Below are 16512 nucleotides of genomic sequence, written 5' to 3'. Positions count from 1 at the left end.
TCGCCATAGCAGGACAATACGGTCAGAAAAGCGGATCATCGAGGCTCAGTTCATTGAGATATGCAAGATGGCCTTCGAGCATTATTCGCACTCGATAATTACCTGGACCCAACACGCACGCATGACGCCATTGCAGAGCTGCGGGCGGAAGAGGAGGGAAATCGCTTTTGGAGAAGGTGGCTACAAGTCTATCTGCAGAATCCCAGATCCTAAGGTCGATAGAAACCGTGGCACCATCCAGACGAGGATTTAGCTGAAATATAAGGCCGTTGCTGCTCAATCTGACGTTTTCTACGAAGGTATACTCACGCTGGAAGACCTTCAGGTCGTCAGAAATCACGAGCCTGGACCAATCGATTTGTAAGCCACGAAGATGATAGATCAGAGTTTCGCGTTCAGCCGTTGATCGACAGTAAACCCATTGCATCGTTTCGCTGAGCGGCATTGGTGATGCTGCCAGGACTTCCGCGCAACGATGTTGGATAATTGACATATCATGGCTTGTGCCGCCCATATGGTAAACTTTCGCGAACGGAATGCTGGCAAAGTATTCGGGGGTGTCGCCAAAGCCCCCACCGGCCTGCATGTTGCGGTCACTGAAGTACGTGCCGGCGCGCGTCAAAATCGATCTGGCGTCCAGAACAAACATCACCAGAAACGGCGCGTGAGATTGATCACCGTACTTTGCTTCGCCAGCTTTACGGATTCCCTCTATTCGATACTGGGTCGGCGTGCAGGGTCGAAAATATAGCCTCACAAATTCGTGCGCTTCATGGCGTGCATCAATAACTCCGGGCGCAGCAACGTCCACCGGATGAGGATTGTTCGGATCATTCCGAGACCGCAACTGTCCCGACCGAAGTATTTCAATCGCGTTTTGCAAGGGGCTGTGGTGGAAAAGGTAATTTGGCCACCGCGCACGATGAGCGATATGCTGTGGTTGTGATAGCCAGCCTTCCCACACCGCTATGTGGGCTTCGACAGCCCCTTCGGTCAGTGCCATGCCATCTCCAATTGACCGGATTTTGGCTGTGGGATCTGCGCAGTTCCACGACTGCGGGGATCTAACTCGATCGCCAGCTCCGGTGAGGCTTCTTCCGACCGGTGGATCTCGATAGGTCGTACTTGCGGAAGAATGCTCAACAAGGAGAGCAACGGGCTCCCCTCGTCTCCCCAACTCAGTTCATCTTTCGTTAGGAGTCCCTTAACAAGACTGATCCAGGCGCTCCGCAGATCGTCCCGCTCGAACGTCCAAGACGCATGGTCGGTGTCAATTCGCAGGTCGTCGTCAATTATATGAGCGCGCATCGGCCTGTGAGTCACCAGATCAACAAGCTTATCGCCTGAAAGATCTACAGCCTTTACAAGATCTGACAGGAAGCTCTCAAAGGTCAGTTCACGTGTTGAAGCCTTGAGGTCTTTTGCTAGGTGTTCCAGGTGCTCAGGGAGGCCCACGTCTACGGTATAGTCGTGAATGTAGACGCTGATGGGCAAAGGTTTGAGGTATCTCTCCATAAGAGGACGGACATCGTCCCAGTTCAGGCCACCATTGCCGCAACCAAGTCGCGGAAACGAAATCTCCTCAATCCCGACATCAGCATAGGAGGAAGCGAATTTCTTCAATCCGGCTTCTATCCATTCCAACTTCGACGGATTCCTCCAGTGCATCTTAGTTGGAAAATTGAGTGTTAAGTAATTGGCCCCCCTCCACAGCCACAGCTTTCCCGGCGATAAACGCTTGTCGTCGCATAGTCGCTTGTAAGCAGCGAACATGTCGGGATCACGGTCCTTGAACTCCTTCGCGATTCCCTTTCCCATTACGCCGACGCAGTTGACGGTATTAACCAGCGTCTGTGCCGGAGAGGAAAATAGATCGGTGCGTCGATAAACCAGCATAGTTATTTACCTCTTGGTTTTCTTATCGGCTTCCCGCCATCACGAGAACAAAATAAGAACATAGCGGAACCGAGAGCGTAATGCCAACCCTCAAGCCAACCTTGGTGAAGGAATTATTGCGCCTGCCGGAGCAACCAAAGTCACTACGAATCGCCTTTCAGGAAGCCAGTCAACCTGCACACCCCTTCGAGCGGGATTGTTGCACACCTTTTTGTTCGCATGAAGATAGGCGAAGCCGAAGCGCATTTTACCGAAGGTATACCCTGAAGCTTGCATCGAGCATTCGTCAACTCGGGCCGGGGACCAACGATGGGACCTGCGCTGGGTACTTAAATGGGTACTTACGCAAACGCAGTAACGCTTTATCCGGTTGATTTTCCAGCTATAAATTGATCGACGTGTGATTTGGTGGAGCTAAGCGGGATCGAACCGCTGACCTCTTGCATGCCATGCAAGCGCTCTCCCAGCTGAGCTATAGCCCCATCAGGGTGGTCCGGCCTGCGCCGGTCCTGGGATGTTCCGGAGGGCGTTTCCTCCAGAGTGGCGGCTTATTACTTGCGGTTTTCGCAGATAGCAAGCCTAAAAAATCCGGCCCAGAAATTTTTTGTCGTCCGGGCCGGTATTCGTCTTGTCAGACTTCGTCTTCGTCACCGGTGACGCCGATGATGTCGCTCATGTCGTCATCTTCGTCATCTTCATCTGCTTCGAGGAAGGTATCGTCGTCATCGCCTTCGATTTCGACATCGTCATCACCGATGTCCGGGATGTCGTCGCCAGACGCACCGTCATCGGCGTCCTCGAGCGAAACCAGTTCGACTTCGGTGTTTTCGGTATCGACCTCTGCAACCTCATCTTCGTCCTGAACTTCAGCGATGGCCGAAGTTTCTTCAAAGAAGGACAGAGGGTAGGACTTGCCCGTGTAAGGAGAAACGATCGGGTCCCGGTTCAGGTCGTAGAACTTCTTGCCGGTTTCCGGATCGGTGCGCTTGGTTCCAAGTTCCGCTTTCGCCACTATAAGCCTCGTGAGAATGGCCGAATGCGAGATTCGGCAAATGCCGTCAAACCGGCGTTCTATTCGGAATTTATAAGCCGGTCCCCTTAATCGCAACGGCTTCCCGTGTCAAAGCTAAACTTCATCTGGCACATCAGGCTTTTGCCCGGCATTGCGGATGACCGCTCGGCAGGTTTGTGCTAACCAGCCGCAATTGCCGCCGAGCTTGCAGGAAGAATATGCTGGCACTGAATTGTGAGCGGCGTGAATATATCGCCTTTGCAGGGATTAACCCATGTCGCAGGGTTCCACACTGAAACCGGCCATTGCCCGCAAATCCTCTAGCCTTTCCGGAACCGTTCGCATCCCCGGCGACAAGTCGATCTCGCATCGCGCGCTCATGCTCGGCGGGCTGGCATCGGGTGAAACTCGTATTTCCGGCCTTCTCGAAGGCGAGGATGTCCTCAATACCGGCAAGGCGATGCAGGCGATGGGGGCCGTGATCCGCAAGGACGGCGACAAATGGATCGTCAACGGGACCGGCAATGGAGCGTTGCTGGCACCGGAGGCTCCGCTCGATTTCGGCAATGCCGGCACGGGGGCGCGTTTGATCATGGGCCTAGCCGGCGTCTATGATTTCGACACCGTCTTTGTCGGTGACGCCTCGCTCTCCCGCCGGCCAACGGGCCGCGTGCTCGATCCGTTGCACCGCATGGGCGTGCAGGTAAAGGCCATGGAGGGCGATCGCCTGCCGGTCATGCTGCGCGGACCTGAAACGCCGGCGCCGATCCGCTACACCCTGCCCGTCGCCTCGGCGCAAGTGAAGTCAGCAATACTGCTTGCCGGGCTCAATATACCGGGTGTGACGACGGTCATCGAACCGGCGATCACGCGTGACCATACAGAAAAGATGCTGGCCGGCTTCGGCGCGGAGCTGTCGGCCGAAACCGGCGAGGATGGTGCACGGACGATCCGGCTGCAGGGCCGTGGCAGGCTGACCGGCCAGATTATCGAGGTGCCGGGCGATCCTTCCTCCGCCGCTTTCCCGCTCGTGGCGGCTTTGCTGGTGCCGGGCTCCGACATCATCATTTCCAATGTACTGATGAACCCGACACGAACCGGGCTGATCCTGACGTTGCAGGAGATGGGCGCCGATATCGAAATCCGCGATCCGCGCTTTGCAGGCGGGGAGGATGTGGCGGATCTGCGTGTGCGCCACTCAGAATTGACAGGCGTCAGCGTACCGGCAGAGCGTGCGCCAACGATGATCGATGAATATCCTGCGCTTGCCGTTGCCGCCGCCTTCGCGAAAGGCAAAACCATCATGAACGGTCTGCAGGAATTGAGGGGCAAGGAATCCGATCGTCTCTCTGCCATCGCTGATGGGCTCAAGCTCAACGGTGTCGAATGCGAGGAGGGTCGGGACTGGCTTTCTGTAACCGGCCGGCCTGACGGCAAGGGACTTGGTAATGCTGCCGGCGAGCGGGTCATCACGCATCTCGACCATCGTATCGCAATGAGCTTCCTTGTCATGGGACTGGCTTCGGAGCATCCTGTCGGGATCGATGACAGCAATATGATTACCACCAGCTTTCCGCAGTTCATGAATCTGATGAAGAGCCTGGGCGGAAGGATCGAGCAGGTCTGACATGTACCAGCCAGCGCATATTGGCGAAGATGATCTCGGCGTAAACATGCGCCTAGCCTGCTGAGTCAAAACCGGTCGGTTTCCGACCTTGAGGGTGTTGCCAAGGGCTTGGAGGAAATGGCAGAGCAAGCGGAGATGCAGGAACTGGTACGCCGTTATGGCGGCCTCGGCACGGGATGATTTCATGACCGACAGCTTCGTCATCGCTATCGACGGCCCGGCCGCGGCGGGTAAAGGCACGCTTTCGCGAGAGATCGCTGAGCAATACGGCTTCCATCACCTCGACACCGGCCTCACCTATCGGGCAACGGCCAAGGCGCTGATCGATGCGGGACTGCCGCTCGACGATGAAGTGGTGGCTGAAAAGATGGCGCGCGAGGTTGAACTGGCAGGTCTGGATCGCGATATATTGTCGAGACACGAGATCGGTGAAGCCGCCTCGAAGATTGCCGTGATGCCGGCGGTTCGCCGGGCGCTGGTCGAGGCGCAGCGGCGGTTTTCCGAGAAAGCGCCGGGGGCGGTTCTCGATGGGCGCGATATCGGCACCGTCGTTTGCCCAGATGCCCCGGTGAAACTCTATGTGACGGCGTCGCCGGAAGTCCGTGCGAAGCGCCGTTACGACGAGATTATCGGCAAGGGCGGATCAGCGGATTTCGAAGCGATCTTCGAAGACGTCAAACGGCGCGACGATCGCGACATGAACCGGGCGGACAGCCCAATGAAACCGGCAGTCGATGCGCACTTGCTTGACACCTCAGAAATGAGTATAGAAGCCGCGTTTCAAGCTGCTAAGTCGATTATCGACGCTGCCTTGAGCCGAAATGCCTAACTCAAGCGATTTTCCGCGCTTCATGCGCGGGACGCTCATGCGAAAGCAAGCCTGAAATTCCGTCCAAGCGCCGGATTGCCTTCCTGAAAGAAGGCGGACTGGGTTCAGGCCCATTCAACACGAACCAACCGGCGCATACGTGAGCCTTGAAGCTATCGAAGGCCACGCAGGAGATTTTATGTCAGTAGCAACTCCCTCTCGCGAGGATTTCGCGGCCCTTCTCGAAGAGTCCTTTGCCAAGAACGATCTGGCTGAAGGCTATGTTACCAAGGGTATCGTCACGGGCATCGAAAAGGATGTCGCCGTTGTTGACGTTGGCCTGAAGGTCGAAGGCCGCATCGCGCTCAAGGAATTTGGCGCACGTGCCAAGGACGGTTCGCTGAAGGTCGGCGACGAAGTCGAAGTTTACGTCGAGCGCATCGAAAACGCGCTTGGCGAAGCTGTTCTGTCGCGCGAGAAGGCTCGCCGCGAAGAAAGCTGGATCAAGCTCGAAGCCAAGTTCGAAGCTGGCGAGCGCGTCGAAGGCGTTATCTTCAACCAGGTCAAGGGCGGCTTCACGGTCGACCTCGACGGTGCGATCGCCTTCCTGCCGCGTTCTCAGGTCGATATCCGTCCGATCCGCGACGTCACCCCGCTGATGCACAACCCGCAGCCCTTCGAAATCCTCAAGATGGACAAGCGCCGCGGCAACATCGTGGTTTCGCGCCGTACGGTTCTGGAAGAGTCCCGTGCCGAGCAGCGTTCTGAAATCGTTCAGAACCTCGAAGAAGGCCAGGTTGTTGACGGCGTCGTCAAGAACATCACCGATTACGGTGCGTTCGTGGACCTCGGCGGCATCGACGGCCTGCTGCACGTCACCGACATGGCATGGCGCCGTGTGAACCATCCGTCGGAAATCCTGAACATCGGCCAGCAGGTCAAGGTTCAGATCATCCGCATCAACCAGGAAACCCACCGTATCTCGCTCGGCATGAAGCAGCTCGAGTCCGATCCGTGGGATGGCATCCAGGCCAAGTATCCGGAAGGCAAGAAGATTTCCGGTACCGTTACGAACATCACCGACTACGGTGCGTTCGTCGAGCTGGAGCCGGGCATCGAAGGCCTGATTCATATCTCGGAAATGTCCTGGACCAAGAAGAACGTCCATCCCGGCAAGATCCTGTCCACGAGCCAGGAAGTCGAAGTCGTCGTTCTCGAAGTCGATCCGTCCAAGCGCCGTATTTCGCTCGGCCTCAAGCAGACGCTGGAAAACCCGTGGGCAGCATTCGCCCGCAGCCATCCGGCCGGCACGGAAGTCGAAGGCGAAGTCAAGAACAAGACCGAATTCGGCCTGTTCATCGGCCTCGACGGCGATGTCGACGGCATGGTGCACCTCTCCGACCTCGACTGGAACCGTCCGGGCGAGCAGGTCATCGAAGAGTACAACAAGGGCGACGTCGTCAAGGCAGTCGTTCTTGACGTCGACGTCGAAAAGGAGCGCATTTCGCTCGGCATCAAGCAGCTTGGCAAGGACTCGGTCGGTGAAGCCGCCGCTTCCGGCGACCTGCGCAAGAACGCCGTCGTTTCGGCTGAAGTCATCGCTGTCAACGACGGCGGTATCGAAGTGAAGCTCGTCAACCACGAAGACATCACTTCCTTCATCCGTCGCGCCGACCTCGCTCGCGATCGCGACGAGCAGCGTCCGGAACGCTTCTCGATCGGCCAGACGGTTGACGCTCGCGTCACCAACTTCTCCAAGAAGGACCGCAAGATCATGCTGTCCATCAAGGCTCTGGAAATCGCGGAAGAGAAGGAAGCCGTTGCTCAGTTCGGTTCGTCCGACTCGGGTGCTTCGCTCGGCGACATCCTGGGTGCGGCTCTGAAGAACCGCGGCGGCGAATAATCCTTCGCTGATCCCTTAGACATGAAGAACCCGCCGGAGCGATTCGGCGGGTTCTTTCGTTTTGGGAGATTTTCTGAATTTCCGATCGGATTATTCCCAGCCGACCATGCGCTGGTAGAGGGCATAGACCGGGTCGGCGACTGTTGCCGGTGCGGTCGACGCATCGGGATCGAACATCTTCGGCTGGCGCCGCTCATCACGCGGGGCTTCGCCCTCCCCCGCCTGCTGCTCCTCGCCGCCCTGACCGGATTGTGCCTGCTGCTGTTGCTGCTGATCCTGAGAGTCGCCATTTTCGTGATGGCGATGAGGCGGCTCATCGGCCTTGGCCGCCTTATATTCGTCACGAGCGAACTGGTACGGCGTCTGGGCGTAGGGCAGACCATCCGGCATACGTGCTGCGAGCGGAATGTATGAGGGTATCTCGACCGCCGAGGGAGGAACCGGCTGCGGCTGAGCGGCAATGTCCCTGGGAGGACGCGTCGTCTGGGCGGCTGTTTCGAGCTCCGCCTGGGACGGGCTGGAAGCTTGGACGGCCTGGGCCGATGCGGGTTCGATCACATCCTCCCGGCTTGTGCGAACCAGGCTCTCCGTCGCGTCGCTGATAACGGCCTCGTCCAGCATAGCATCGATTTCGACGGCAGCTTCGACAGGCATATCCGTCAGCAGGACAGTAGCCTCCTGCTCGCGGATGACCGTTGCGATCTTTTGCGAAACCTGCTCGGTCATGGAGCTGGCGATACCGGTCCAGCTGCGCGGGATAACCGGATCAGCCTTGGCGGAGATTGTCTGCTGCTTTGTGGCGGGTCGGGCCCGTTCCGGCTCGGCCACCTGCCCTGCCGCTTCAGTCTGAACTTCTTCCGTCTCTCTCGGCACGGCTATCTGCAATGAAACGTCATGCGCCGCTGTCGCGGATCGACTATCGGCTTCCGGGGCCTCCACATCGGGGTCGATCGTCACGACGACAGCTGCTTCGGCTGGAACGATTTCTTCGGCAGCAGGCATCGCTGCATTTTCGGCCGGTTTTGCTGCGGGCTGACGTATAGCGGGCAGGTTTTCTCCCTGAAGCTTGATTTCCGGCCGCGGTTCGGCGCGCGGCAGCGGCGCGGCGTCGTTCTGGCGATAAGAGCGGACTACAGCGCGGGCTGCGAGATCCCTCTCCTTGTAGTTGACAATCTCAAGATAGGCAATGACGCGGGCAGCCTCCGGACCGGTTGGTTCCTTGAGCGCCGCGGCGATCATCCTCAGCGGCAGGCCATGCCCGTCATCGGAGAGCTGGCGTTCGACCGCATCGATCTCGGCGTCGGGCATGCGACGGATGGCATCAGCGACGCGGATCGAAAAGGCCTGGTCGGATTCACCTTCGCCGCGCTGCAACGTGATGGTACGTCCCGTTGCATTGATGATGTCGAGAAGTGCTTCAATCATGCGCTGACGCGCGGCGATGAGCAGAATATTTAGCTTGCCGGCAATCGCGGAATTCAGATCGGCTGCTTCAACTGCGTTCACCGGGGTGGGGGCGACCACCGAACGGCTAAGGCCACCGGCAACGATTGCCGCCGTCTGACCCTGAGAAGAAAGGCTTGCATTGGACGCTGAACGAATGGGAGACAACACAGGCATGCTCCTTTCGCAAAGTGGCTATGAAAGCAGGTTCTACAAAGAGACCGCGCTCATCCGGTCTCTTGCATCCCGGCAGATCCTCCTGTCCGCATCGGCGCGTGTTGCACCGTCGAATGCATAAAAATTGAAGATAATGTTACTGAAAATGTCTTAACGAACGCCTAATGGCCGCAGACACCAGTCTAGGGCCGCAGGTGCATGTCGGATAAGGGGCCGATGTCAGCTATGGGCGAAGATGTCTGCCTCTTCCCAGCCGAGAAGGTCGAGCTTGGCGCGCGTCGGCAGAAATTCGAAGCAGGCCGTCGCGTGTTCCAGGCGGCCATCTCGGACAAGGCGCTCATTCAGCTTGTTGCGCAGCGCGTGGAGGTAAAGCACGTCGGAGGCGGCGTACTCGAGCTGCGCCTGCGAGAGTGTTTCGGCAGCCCAATCGGAAGATTGCTGGGCTTTTGAGATATCGACCTCGAGCATTTCCTTGAGAATATCCTTAAGGCCGTGACGATCCGTGTAGGTGCGGGTCAGACGGGAGGCGATCTTCGTGCAGAAGACCGGCGTGGTGGTGACACCGAAGGTATGGAAGAGCACAGCGATATCGAAGCGACCGTAGTGGAAGATCTTCTGGCGCGACGGATCTGCAAGCAGCGCAATGAGATTCGGCGCTTGTTTCTGACCGGCCGCGATGCGGATCACATCAGCAGAGCCGTCACCTGGCGAGAGCTGCACGACGCAGAGGCGGTCCCGGCGCGGCACGAGGCCCAGCGTTTCGGTATCGATCGCGATCGCACCGGTGTAACGGGCGGCATCCGCCGCGGAAATATCGCCCTGGTGATAACGGATAGTGGCCGCCATGGGATGTCTCTCGTTCAGCTTCGTCTTTCCGGCTATATCGCAAAGGGCGAAAGCGCGAAACCGCTTTCCTGCTGCAGGCCGCCTTCGGGTGCGACATAGCCGCTCAGTAGTGCGGCGGTTTGGTGATCGCCGGCGCTTCCAGCGATTGTTCCTCCAGACTCAAGAAGCGCTCCGTCAATCGGTCAAGTTTGGCGCGAGTCTGCTCCATGACCTTCCATTGCTCGGCAAGTTGATCGGAAAGCTCGTCGATCGTCTTTGCCTGATGGGCCAGCATTTCCTCGAGTCTTGTGATGCGGGCTGCCTCGTCGGACATCGGCTTTCTCCCCTGAGATCCGGTCCCATTCCAAAGCCGAAATACGCCGGAGCGTCAATGGGTTCGAGTCACAGCGAAAACGATTCCGAAAGTGGACCGTCTGGTTACTAAAAGCCCTTGCCGCCTCTGAGGATGTGGGGTAGGCCGTTATCCACCTGGGAGGAAAACTGATGGATGTAGGCAATGGCTTTCTTCATCCGGACCGGCTCTTTCCCGCCGATCCGGCGACGCGAACAATAGCGCGCGATCTCTATGAGACTGTGCGTGCGCTTCCGATCGTCAGCCCGCACGGACATACCGAACCGTCTTGGTTCGCTGACGACAAGGCCTTCGAAGACGCCTCGTCGCTGCTCGTTATTCCCGACCATTACCTCTTCCGTATGCTGCACAGCACCGGCACAAAACTCGACCAGCTCGGCGTGCCGCGTCTCGACGGCAAGTCGGTTTCCAGCGGCCGCGATATCTGGCGTGCTTTTGCCGCCCAGTATCACCTTTTCCGCGGAACGCCTTCGAGCCTCTGGGTCGATCATGCCATGTCGGCCGTGCTCGGATGCACCGAACCGCTGACGGCTGAGAATGCCGACGCGCTCTACGACCACATCAACGCACAGCTCAGGCTTCTGGAGTTCCGGCCGCGGGCTCTGCATCAGCGCTTCGGCATCGAAACGATCGCCACGACGGAAGGTGCGCTCGATCCGCTGCCGCACCATCAGAAGATGGCTGCGGACGGCTGGATCGGCAAAGTCCGCACGACCTACCGGCCTGACAGCGTCACCGATCCCGACGCACTCGGCTTCCGCGACAATCTGATCAAGCTTGGAGAGATCACCACCTGCGATATTACCAAATGGGGCGGCCTGATTGAAGCTCATCGCAAGCGGCGCGCCTATTTCCGTCAATTCGGCGCGACGGCGACGGACCACGGGGTGCCGAGTGCCTTTACCGCCGACCTGCCGCTTGCTGAAAAGCAGGCACTGCTTGAAAAGGCACTGAAGGGGCCGCTTTCAGCCGAAGACGCGGAACTTTTCCGCGGGCAGATGATGACGGAGATGGCCGGCCTTTCTGCCGAAGACGGCATGGTGATGCAGATCCATGCCGGCTCGCGCCGTAATACCGACCGTGCCCTTTTCGAAACGCGCGGACCGAATATGGGCGCCGATATTCCGACGCGAACAGACTGGGTCGGCGGCCTCAATGCGTTGCTGTCGAAGTACGGTCATGCGCCTGATCTGCGTATCCTGCTCTTCACGCTTGACGAGACGACCTATGCCCGCGAGCTGGCGCCAATGGCCGGCCACTGGGCCTGCCTGATGATCGGGCCACCCTGGTGGTTCCATGACAGCCCGCTCGGCATCCGCCGTTATCTCGATCAGGTCGTGGAGACGGCCGGTTTCGCCAACCTCGCCGGCTTCAACGACGATACCCGTGCCCTGCTATCGATTCCCGCCCGCCACGACGTCTGGCGCCGCGAGATTTGCCGTTTCCTGGCACAGCTGGCGGTCGAGCATCGGATTTCCAAAAAGGAAGCCGAGATCGTCGCGCGCGAACTTTCCTATGACAATGCGAAGAAGGCCTACAAACTGTGAGTGACAGATTACAGAACGTGACCGACCTTGCGCCGACGGCGAAGCTTCCTGCCTATGACCGGAGTGCGCTGAAGGCCGGCATCCTCCATCTCGGTCCCGGCGCCTTCTTCCGAGCCCATTTCGCGCCTTTCACGGATGGCGCGCTGGCAGCCGCTGGCGGCGACTGGGGCATCGAGGTGGCGAGCCTGCGCACGCCCGATGTCGCGGATAACCTCTCCGCCCAGAACGGGCTCTATACCGTGCTGATCCGCGATACATCGGGCACGACGGCTCATGTCATCGGCTCGATCCTTGGAGCACATGTGGCGCCCCGCGATCCGGCGGGCCTGCTGGCGCGGCTCGAAGATCCTGATATCCGCATCGTCAGCATGACAGTGACCGAAAAGGCCTATGGCTTCGATCCGGCGACAGGCGGGCTCGATCTCAAGCATCCCGATATCGTCGCCGACCTCGCCAACCGGCATGCGCCGCGCGGCGTCATCGGCTATGTCGTCGAAGGTCTGGCACGGCGCCGGCAGAAGGGTATCGCGCCCTTTACGCCGCTCAGCTGCGACAACCTGCCGAGCAATGGTGCGGTGTTGAAGCGTCTGGTGCTGGAATTCGCCTCTCGCATCGATACCGACCTGCATGACTGGATTGAAGCGAACGTGCCCTTCCCGTCCACGATGGTCGACCGTATCACGCCGGCAAGCACCGACGTAACCTATGCCGATGCCAAGCGGCTGACTGGTCGCACCGACCTCGCGGCGATCGAGACGGAACCCTTTACCCAATGGGTGATCGAGGATCATTTCGCCAACGGCCGTCCGGCCTGGGAAAAGGTTCATGGCGCGCTGATGGTCGAGGAAGTCTCGGCTTATGAGAAGATGAAGCTGCGTATGCTGAATGGCGCGCATTCGCTCCTCGCCTATCTTGGCTACATAGCAGGCTATGAATTTGTCCGTGACGTGATGGATGATGCAGGACTGGCAGCGCTTGCGCGCCGGCACATGAATGCCGCGGCGGCAACGCTGGATCCGGTTCCCGGTATCGATCTCGACGTCTATGCGGACGAATTGATAGCACGCTTTGCAAACAAGGCGATCGCGCACCGCACCTACCAGATCGCCATGGACGGCACACAGAAGCTGCCGCAGCGCCTGCTGGAACCGGCAACGGAAGCACTTGCCAGGGGCAGCAAGGCGGAGACCTATGCGATCGCCGTCGCGGCCTGGATGCGCTATGCGACGGGCATCGACCGCAATGGCGAGCGCTATGAGCTGCGCGACCCTCGCGCTGGGGAGATTGCGGCCTTGATCGCGGAAGTGCCGCGCAATGGCGCGGCGGTCTCGGCTGCGCTGTTCAAGCTGCCAGGCCTGTTTCCGAAGGCGCTGACCGGGAACATCGCCTGGACTGAGGACGTGGCGAACAAGCTAGAGATTCTTATCCAGGACAGCAGGCTGCCCCTTTACTGAAGCGCTGCGCGCCTTTCTCATCCCGTGGCCGCCATGGGATGAGAAAGCGTCAAGGGAAATCGGTTTTCACCGCAATCGTCTAGGCCTTAATCCGCTTCATTTCCGGGTCATAGAGCGGCTTTAGCGAAAGCTTGCAAGGCACACGTTCGCGGGCTACATCCAGCTCATAAGTGCCGGAGAGAACCAAATCCTCCGTTACACCATCAGGGTGACGCACGTAGCCGTAACCGATCGGTTTTCCCATAGTGTAGCCGAAGCCGCCGCTGGAAAGCCAACCGACGCGCTTTCCGTCACGATAGATGGTTTCGCGGCCGAGCAGCACGATATCAGGATCATCAGGCACGAAGCAGGCGAGCATCTTCTTCAGACCGCTTTCGAGTTGCCGCTCGATCGCCGCCCGCCCCTTGAAGCGCGTAGTTTTGCTTGTCTTCACCGCCCAGCCTAGCCCAGCTTCGATGGGCGTATGATCAGGACCGATTTCAGAACCCCAGGCGCGATAGCCCTTTTCCAGACGGCAGCTCTCGATCGCGCGATAACCGGCGTTGACGAGGCCGAACTGCCCGTCCGCCGCCATCAGCGCATCATAGACGGTCGTCGCATATTCGATTGGCACGTGCAGTTCGTAGCCAAGTTCGCCGACATAGGTTATGCGCAGCGCCCGCACGGGGCAGCCGGCGACGCCGATGGTCTTGACCCGGCCAAAGGGAAAGGCAGCGTTGGAGACGTCGCTGGTCGTGACTCTTTCCAGGATGCTGCGGGAATTCGGGCCCATCAGCGAGAGCACGGTATAGGCCGAGGTGACATCGACGAGCTCGGCGTGGAGACCATCCGGAATGCTGCGCGAGATCCAGTCGAAATCGTGCGTGGCAAAGCCGGTACCGGTGACGATGTAATATTCGTTTTCGGCGATGCGCGCGCAGGTGACATCACATTCTATGCCGCCTTTGTCGTTCAGCATCTGCGTGTAGATCAGCGATCCCACAGGCTTTGCGACATCATTGGCGGCAATCCATGACAGTGCCGCTTCAGCATCCCTGCCCTTCAGCGCGAATTTGCCGAATGACGTCTGGTCGAAGATGACGGCTGCTTCGCGCACCGCCTTGTGTTCGCGGCCGACGGCATCGAACCAGTTCTGGCGACCATAAGTGTAGACGTCCTTCGGCTCTTCATTGGCGAAGAGATCTGCAAACCAGTTCGGCCGCTCCCAGCCGAGCTTTTCGCCGAAGCAGGCACCCTGCGACTTCAGCCGGTCATAGAGCGGCGACTTTCGACAGGGGCGGCCGCTTGCATATTCCTCGAAGGGGAAGGCAAGTGTGTAGTGCTTGCCGTAGGCCTCGAGCGTGCGGGTGCGAACCCAATCCGTATCGAAATGCGGGCGGCCGAAGCGACGGATATCGACGGGCCAGAGATCATAGGGCGGCTCGCCCTTCGTTACCCATTCGGCAAGCGCCATGCCGGCGCCACCGGCAGACGCAATGCCAAAGGCGTTGAAGCCGGCACCGACGAAGAAATTCTTCAGTTCCGGTGCCTCGCCGAGGATGAAGTTGCCGTCGGGCGTAAAGCTCTCAGGCCCGTTCAGAAGCTGCTTGATACCCGCATTTTCGAGTGCCGGCACGCGACCGAGCGCCTGCTCCATGATCTGTTCGAAGTGATCGAAGTTGCTGTCGAGCAGCGTATAGTGGAAACCTTCGGGTATTCCGTCCAGAGCCCAGCCGATAGGATTCGGCTCATAGCCGCCCATGACCATGCCACCCACATCCTCCTTGTAATAGGTGAGGCGATCGGGATCGCGCAGTGTCGGGAGATTGGAAGGCACCCCGAAGGATTCGGTGATGATGTATTGATGTTCGACGGAGACGAGAGGCACGTTGACGCCGAAACGGGTGGCGAAACTGCGGGTCCATTGGCCGGCACAGACCACCACGCGCTCGCATTCGATGCGGCCTTGCGCAGTGATGACGGCGCGGATCCTGCCCTTGTCAATTTCGAGATCGAGAACTTCGGTGTCCTCGAAGATCGAGACGCCGGCCATGCGGGCGCCTTTTGCCAACGCCTGAGTAATGTCGGAGGGATTGGCCTGGCCGTCCGTCGGCAGGTAGGCGGCGCCAACGAGATCGTCCGTCGTCATCAACGGCCAGAGATCGAAGGCCTCCTGCGGTGTCAGGAGATGCATTTCGAGGCCAAAGGACTGGGCTGTCGTCGCCTGGCGCTTGACCTCGATCCAGCGTTCCGCATTGCAGGCGAGCCGCAGGCCGCCATTCATCTTCCAGCCGGTGCCAAGGCCGGTCTCGGCTTCCAGCTTCTTGTAAAGATCGACGGAATATCCCAGAAGCTGGGTGATATTTGCGCTTGTGCGCAGTTGCCCCACGAGGCCCGCTGCGTGGAACGTGGTGCCGGAGGTCAACTTCTTGCGTTCCAGCAGCACCGTATCGGTCCAGCCGAGCTTGGCCAGATGATAGGCGGTCGAGCAGCCGATGATACCGCCGCCGATGACCACGGCCTTTGCCGTCTTCGGTAATTCCTTCGTCATTCAATGATCCTGTTCAAATGCCCGATAGGCACGTTCGAAGCGGGCGAGATTTTCGGCGGTATAGGTGGCGTAGTCGAAATCGATGGTCGAATGGATTTCGGAGATCATGCTCCACAGCGTCTCGCGCAGCAGCGAGGCGCATTTCATGGCCTGGTAGCGGCGGCTCAGATCATCCGTCAGCGGCCGATCGAAATAGGTCTCCAGCATGAGGCGCTCCGCCTCTTCGGAAAACTCGCTGTTGGACGCAAGACCGCCGAGATCGAACAGCGGCGTGTTGAAGCCGGCATAATCCCAGTCGATCAGCCAAAGCCGCCTGCCATCGTCGAGGAAATTGGCAGCGAGCAGATCATTGTGACCGAACACAATCTCGAAGGGACCTGCGGCCTCTTCGAGACACTCCGCTTTTGCAAGCAGCTCATTCAGCAACGGCGCATGAGGACTGCCCGCAGCCTTCAGGTTTGCGATGTAATCGCGGATCACGTGGAAAACCCAGAAGATCAGCGCCTGGCCGCGAAAATGGCGGACCATGTCGTTGTGGCAGGCACGGATCAATGGAATGAGACGGGCAAGCGTTTCCGGCCTTCTGACATCATCAGGCGACAGCGGCGTGGCGTCGATGAAATCGAGAACCAGCACGCCCGGCGCATGGTGGATAACCGCAGGCGAGATGCCCGCCGCATGCGCAGCGCGGCTTGCCGCAAGCTCGTTCTGCCTGTTGATGTGGTGGATGGGGATATCGTCGCCGAGACGAACGACGCGACGCTTCGCGCCATCTCTCACCAAGTAGTTCCGGTTGGTGAGGCCGCCCGTGATCGGGACTATGTCGATCGGACCCTGCCAGATGCCAAGCGCATGAATCCTCTCTTCAGGCGTCACGCCTATCCCCCTTATCACCCTCAAGGAAATGATGGGCTTGA

13 protein-coding genes and 1 tRNA gene are annotated in these 16512 nt (G+C 59.0%); 5 read left to right on the top strand and 9 right to left on the bottom strand.

The features are described 5' to 3' along the window. Positions 1 to 22 precede the first annotated feature (22 nt). From FHX15_RS04465 to FHX15_RS04450, 4 genes are all read right to left on the bottom strand, one after another. Positions 23 to 1003 carry a DarT ssDNA thymidine ADP-ribosyltransferase family protein gene (locus tag FHX15_RS04465; protein WP_184394095.1) on the bottom strand — a complete coding sequence of 327 codons (981 nt, stop codon included), beginning with the start codon at positions 1001 to 1003 and terminating at the stop codon, positions 23 to 25. Beyond that, positions 994 to 1896 (bottom strand): macro domain-containing protein, encoded by a 903-nt coding sequence (locus FHX15_RS04460; RefSeq protein ID WP_184394093.1) that lies wholly within the window; start codon positions 1894 to 1896, stop codon positions 994 to 996. Before FHX15_RS04460 ends, FHX15_RS04465 begins: the two co-directional genes overlap by 10 nt. A gap of 406 nt (positions 1897 to 2302) precedes the next feature. Continuing rightward, positions 2303 to 2378, bottom strand: a tRNA-Ala gene (locus tag FHX15_RS04455). 149 nt (positions 2379 to 2527) lie between these two features. Beyond that, complete coding sequence (locus tag FHX15_RS04450; protein WP_184394091.1) at positions 2528 to 2908, bottom strand: TIGR02300 family protein; 381 nt, start codon at positions 2906 to 2908, stop codon at positions 2528 to 2530. Between the two features lie 274 nt (positions 2909 to 3182). Here FHX15_RS04450 and aroA point away from each other — a divergent pair, with 274 nt between their 5' ends. The 3 genes from aroA to rpsA all read left to right on the top strand — a co-directional run bounded on the left by aroA (position 3183) and on the right by rpsA (position 7246). After that, complete coding sequence (gene aroA, locus FHX15_RS04445) at positions 3183 to 4535, top strand: 3-phosphoshikimate 1-carboxyvinyltransferase (protein ID WP_184394089.1); 1353 nt, start codon at positions 3183 to 3185, stop codon at positions 4533 to 4535. A gap of 184 nt (positions 4536 to 4719) precedes the next feature. Next, positions 4720 to 5364, top strand: a complete 645-nt coding sequence (gene cmk, locus FHX15_RS04440) for a (d)CMP kinase (protein ID WP_184394087.1) — start codon at positions 4720 to 4722, stop codon at positions 5362 to 5364. Between the two features lie 178 nt (positions 5365 to 5542). Beyond that, positions 5543 to 7246, top strand: a complete 1704-nt coding sequence (gene rpsA, locus FHX15_RS04435; protein WP_112564859.1) for a 30S ribosomal protein S1 — start codon at positions 5543 to 5545, stop codon at positions 7244 to 7246. 90 nt (positions 7247 to 7336) lie between these two features. Here rpsA and FHX15_RS04430 read toward each other — a convergent pair whose 3' ends face one another. From FHX15_RS04430 to FHX15_RS04420, 3 genes are all read right to left on the bottom strand, one after another. After that, the gene (locus FHX15_RS04430; protein WP_184394085.1) at positions 7337 to 8860 is read right to left on the bottom strand and encodes a hypothetical protein; all 1524 of its coding nucleotides are present in this window, start codon (positions 8858 to 8860) and stop codon (positions 7337 to 7339) included. A 225-nt stretch (positions 8861 to 9085) separates the two neighbouring features. Then, positions 9086 to 9712 carry a ribonuclease D gene (locus FHX15_RS04425; RefSeq protein ID WP_184394083.1) on the bottom strand — a complete coding sequence of 209 codons (627 nt, stop codon included), beginning with the start codon at positions 9710 to 9712 and terminating at the stop codon, positions 9086 to 9088. A 103-nt stretch (positions 9713 to 9815) separates the two neighbouring features. Further along, positions 9816 to 10025 (bottom strand): SlyX family protein, encoded by a 210-nt coding sequence (locus FHX15_RS04420; RefSeq protein WP_007814119.1) that lies wholly within the window; start codon positions 10023 to 10025, stop codon positions 9816 to 9818. Between the two features lie 170 nt (positions 10026 to 10195). On the opposite strand from FHX15_RS04420, the gene uxaC reads away from it, so the two are divergent. Next, on the top strand, positions 10196 to 11611 hold the full coding sequence (uxaC, locus tag FHX15_RS04415) for a glucuronate isomerase (protein WP_184394081.1): 1416 nt from the start codon (positions 10196 to 10198) through the stop codon (positions 11609 to 11611). After that, positions 11608 to 13065 carry a mannitol dehydrogenase family protein gene (locus FHX15_RS04410; RefSeq protein ID WP_184394079.1) on the top strand — a complete coding sequence of 486 codons (1458 nt, stop codon included), beginning with the start codon at positions 11608 to 11610 and terminating at the stop codon, positions 13063 to 13065. The genes uxaC and FHX15_RS04410 overlap by 4 nt, the downstream gene beginning before the upstream one ends. Positions 13066 to 13144: 79 nt before the next feature. Here the strand turns inward: FHX15_RS04410 and FHX15_RS04405 are convergent, their stop codons facing one another. After that, on the bottom strand, positions 13145 to 15595 hold the full coding sequence (locus FHX15_RS04405) for an FAD-dependent oxidoreductase (protein ID WP_184394077.1): 2451 nt from the start codon (positions 15593 to 15595) through the stop codon (positions 13145 to 13147). Next, a complete protein-coding gene (locus tag FHX15_RS04400; RefSeq protein ID WP_184394075.1) occupies positions 15596 to 16471 on the bottom strand; it encodes a choline kinase family protein in 876 nt (291 codons plus the stop codon). It lies immediately after the preceding gene. Between the last annotated feature and the right edge of the window lie 41 nt (positions 16472 to 16512).

Origin of the sequence: Rhizobium sp. BK650, assembly GCF_014195325.1 — a bacterium.
Taxonomy (GTDB): domain Bacteria; phylum Pseudomonadota; class Alphaproteobacteria; order Rhizobiales; family Rhizobiaceae; genus Rhizobium.
This window is presented reverse-complemented; position numbering and strand designations above follow the sequence as displayed.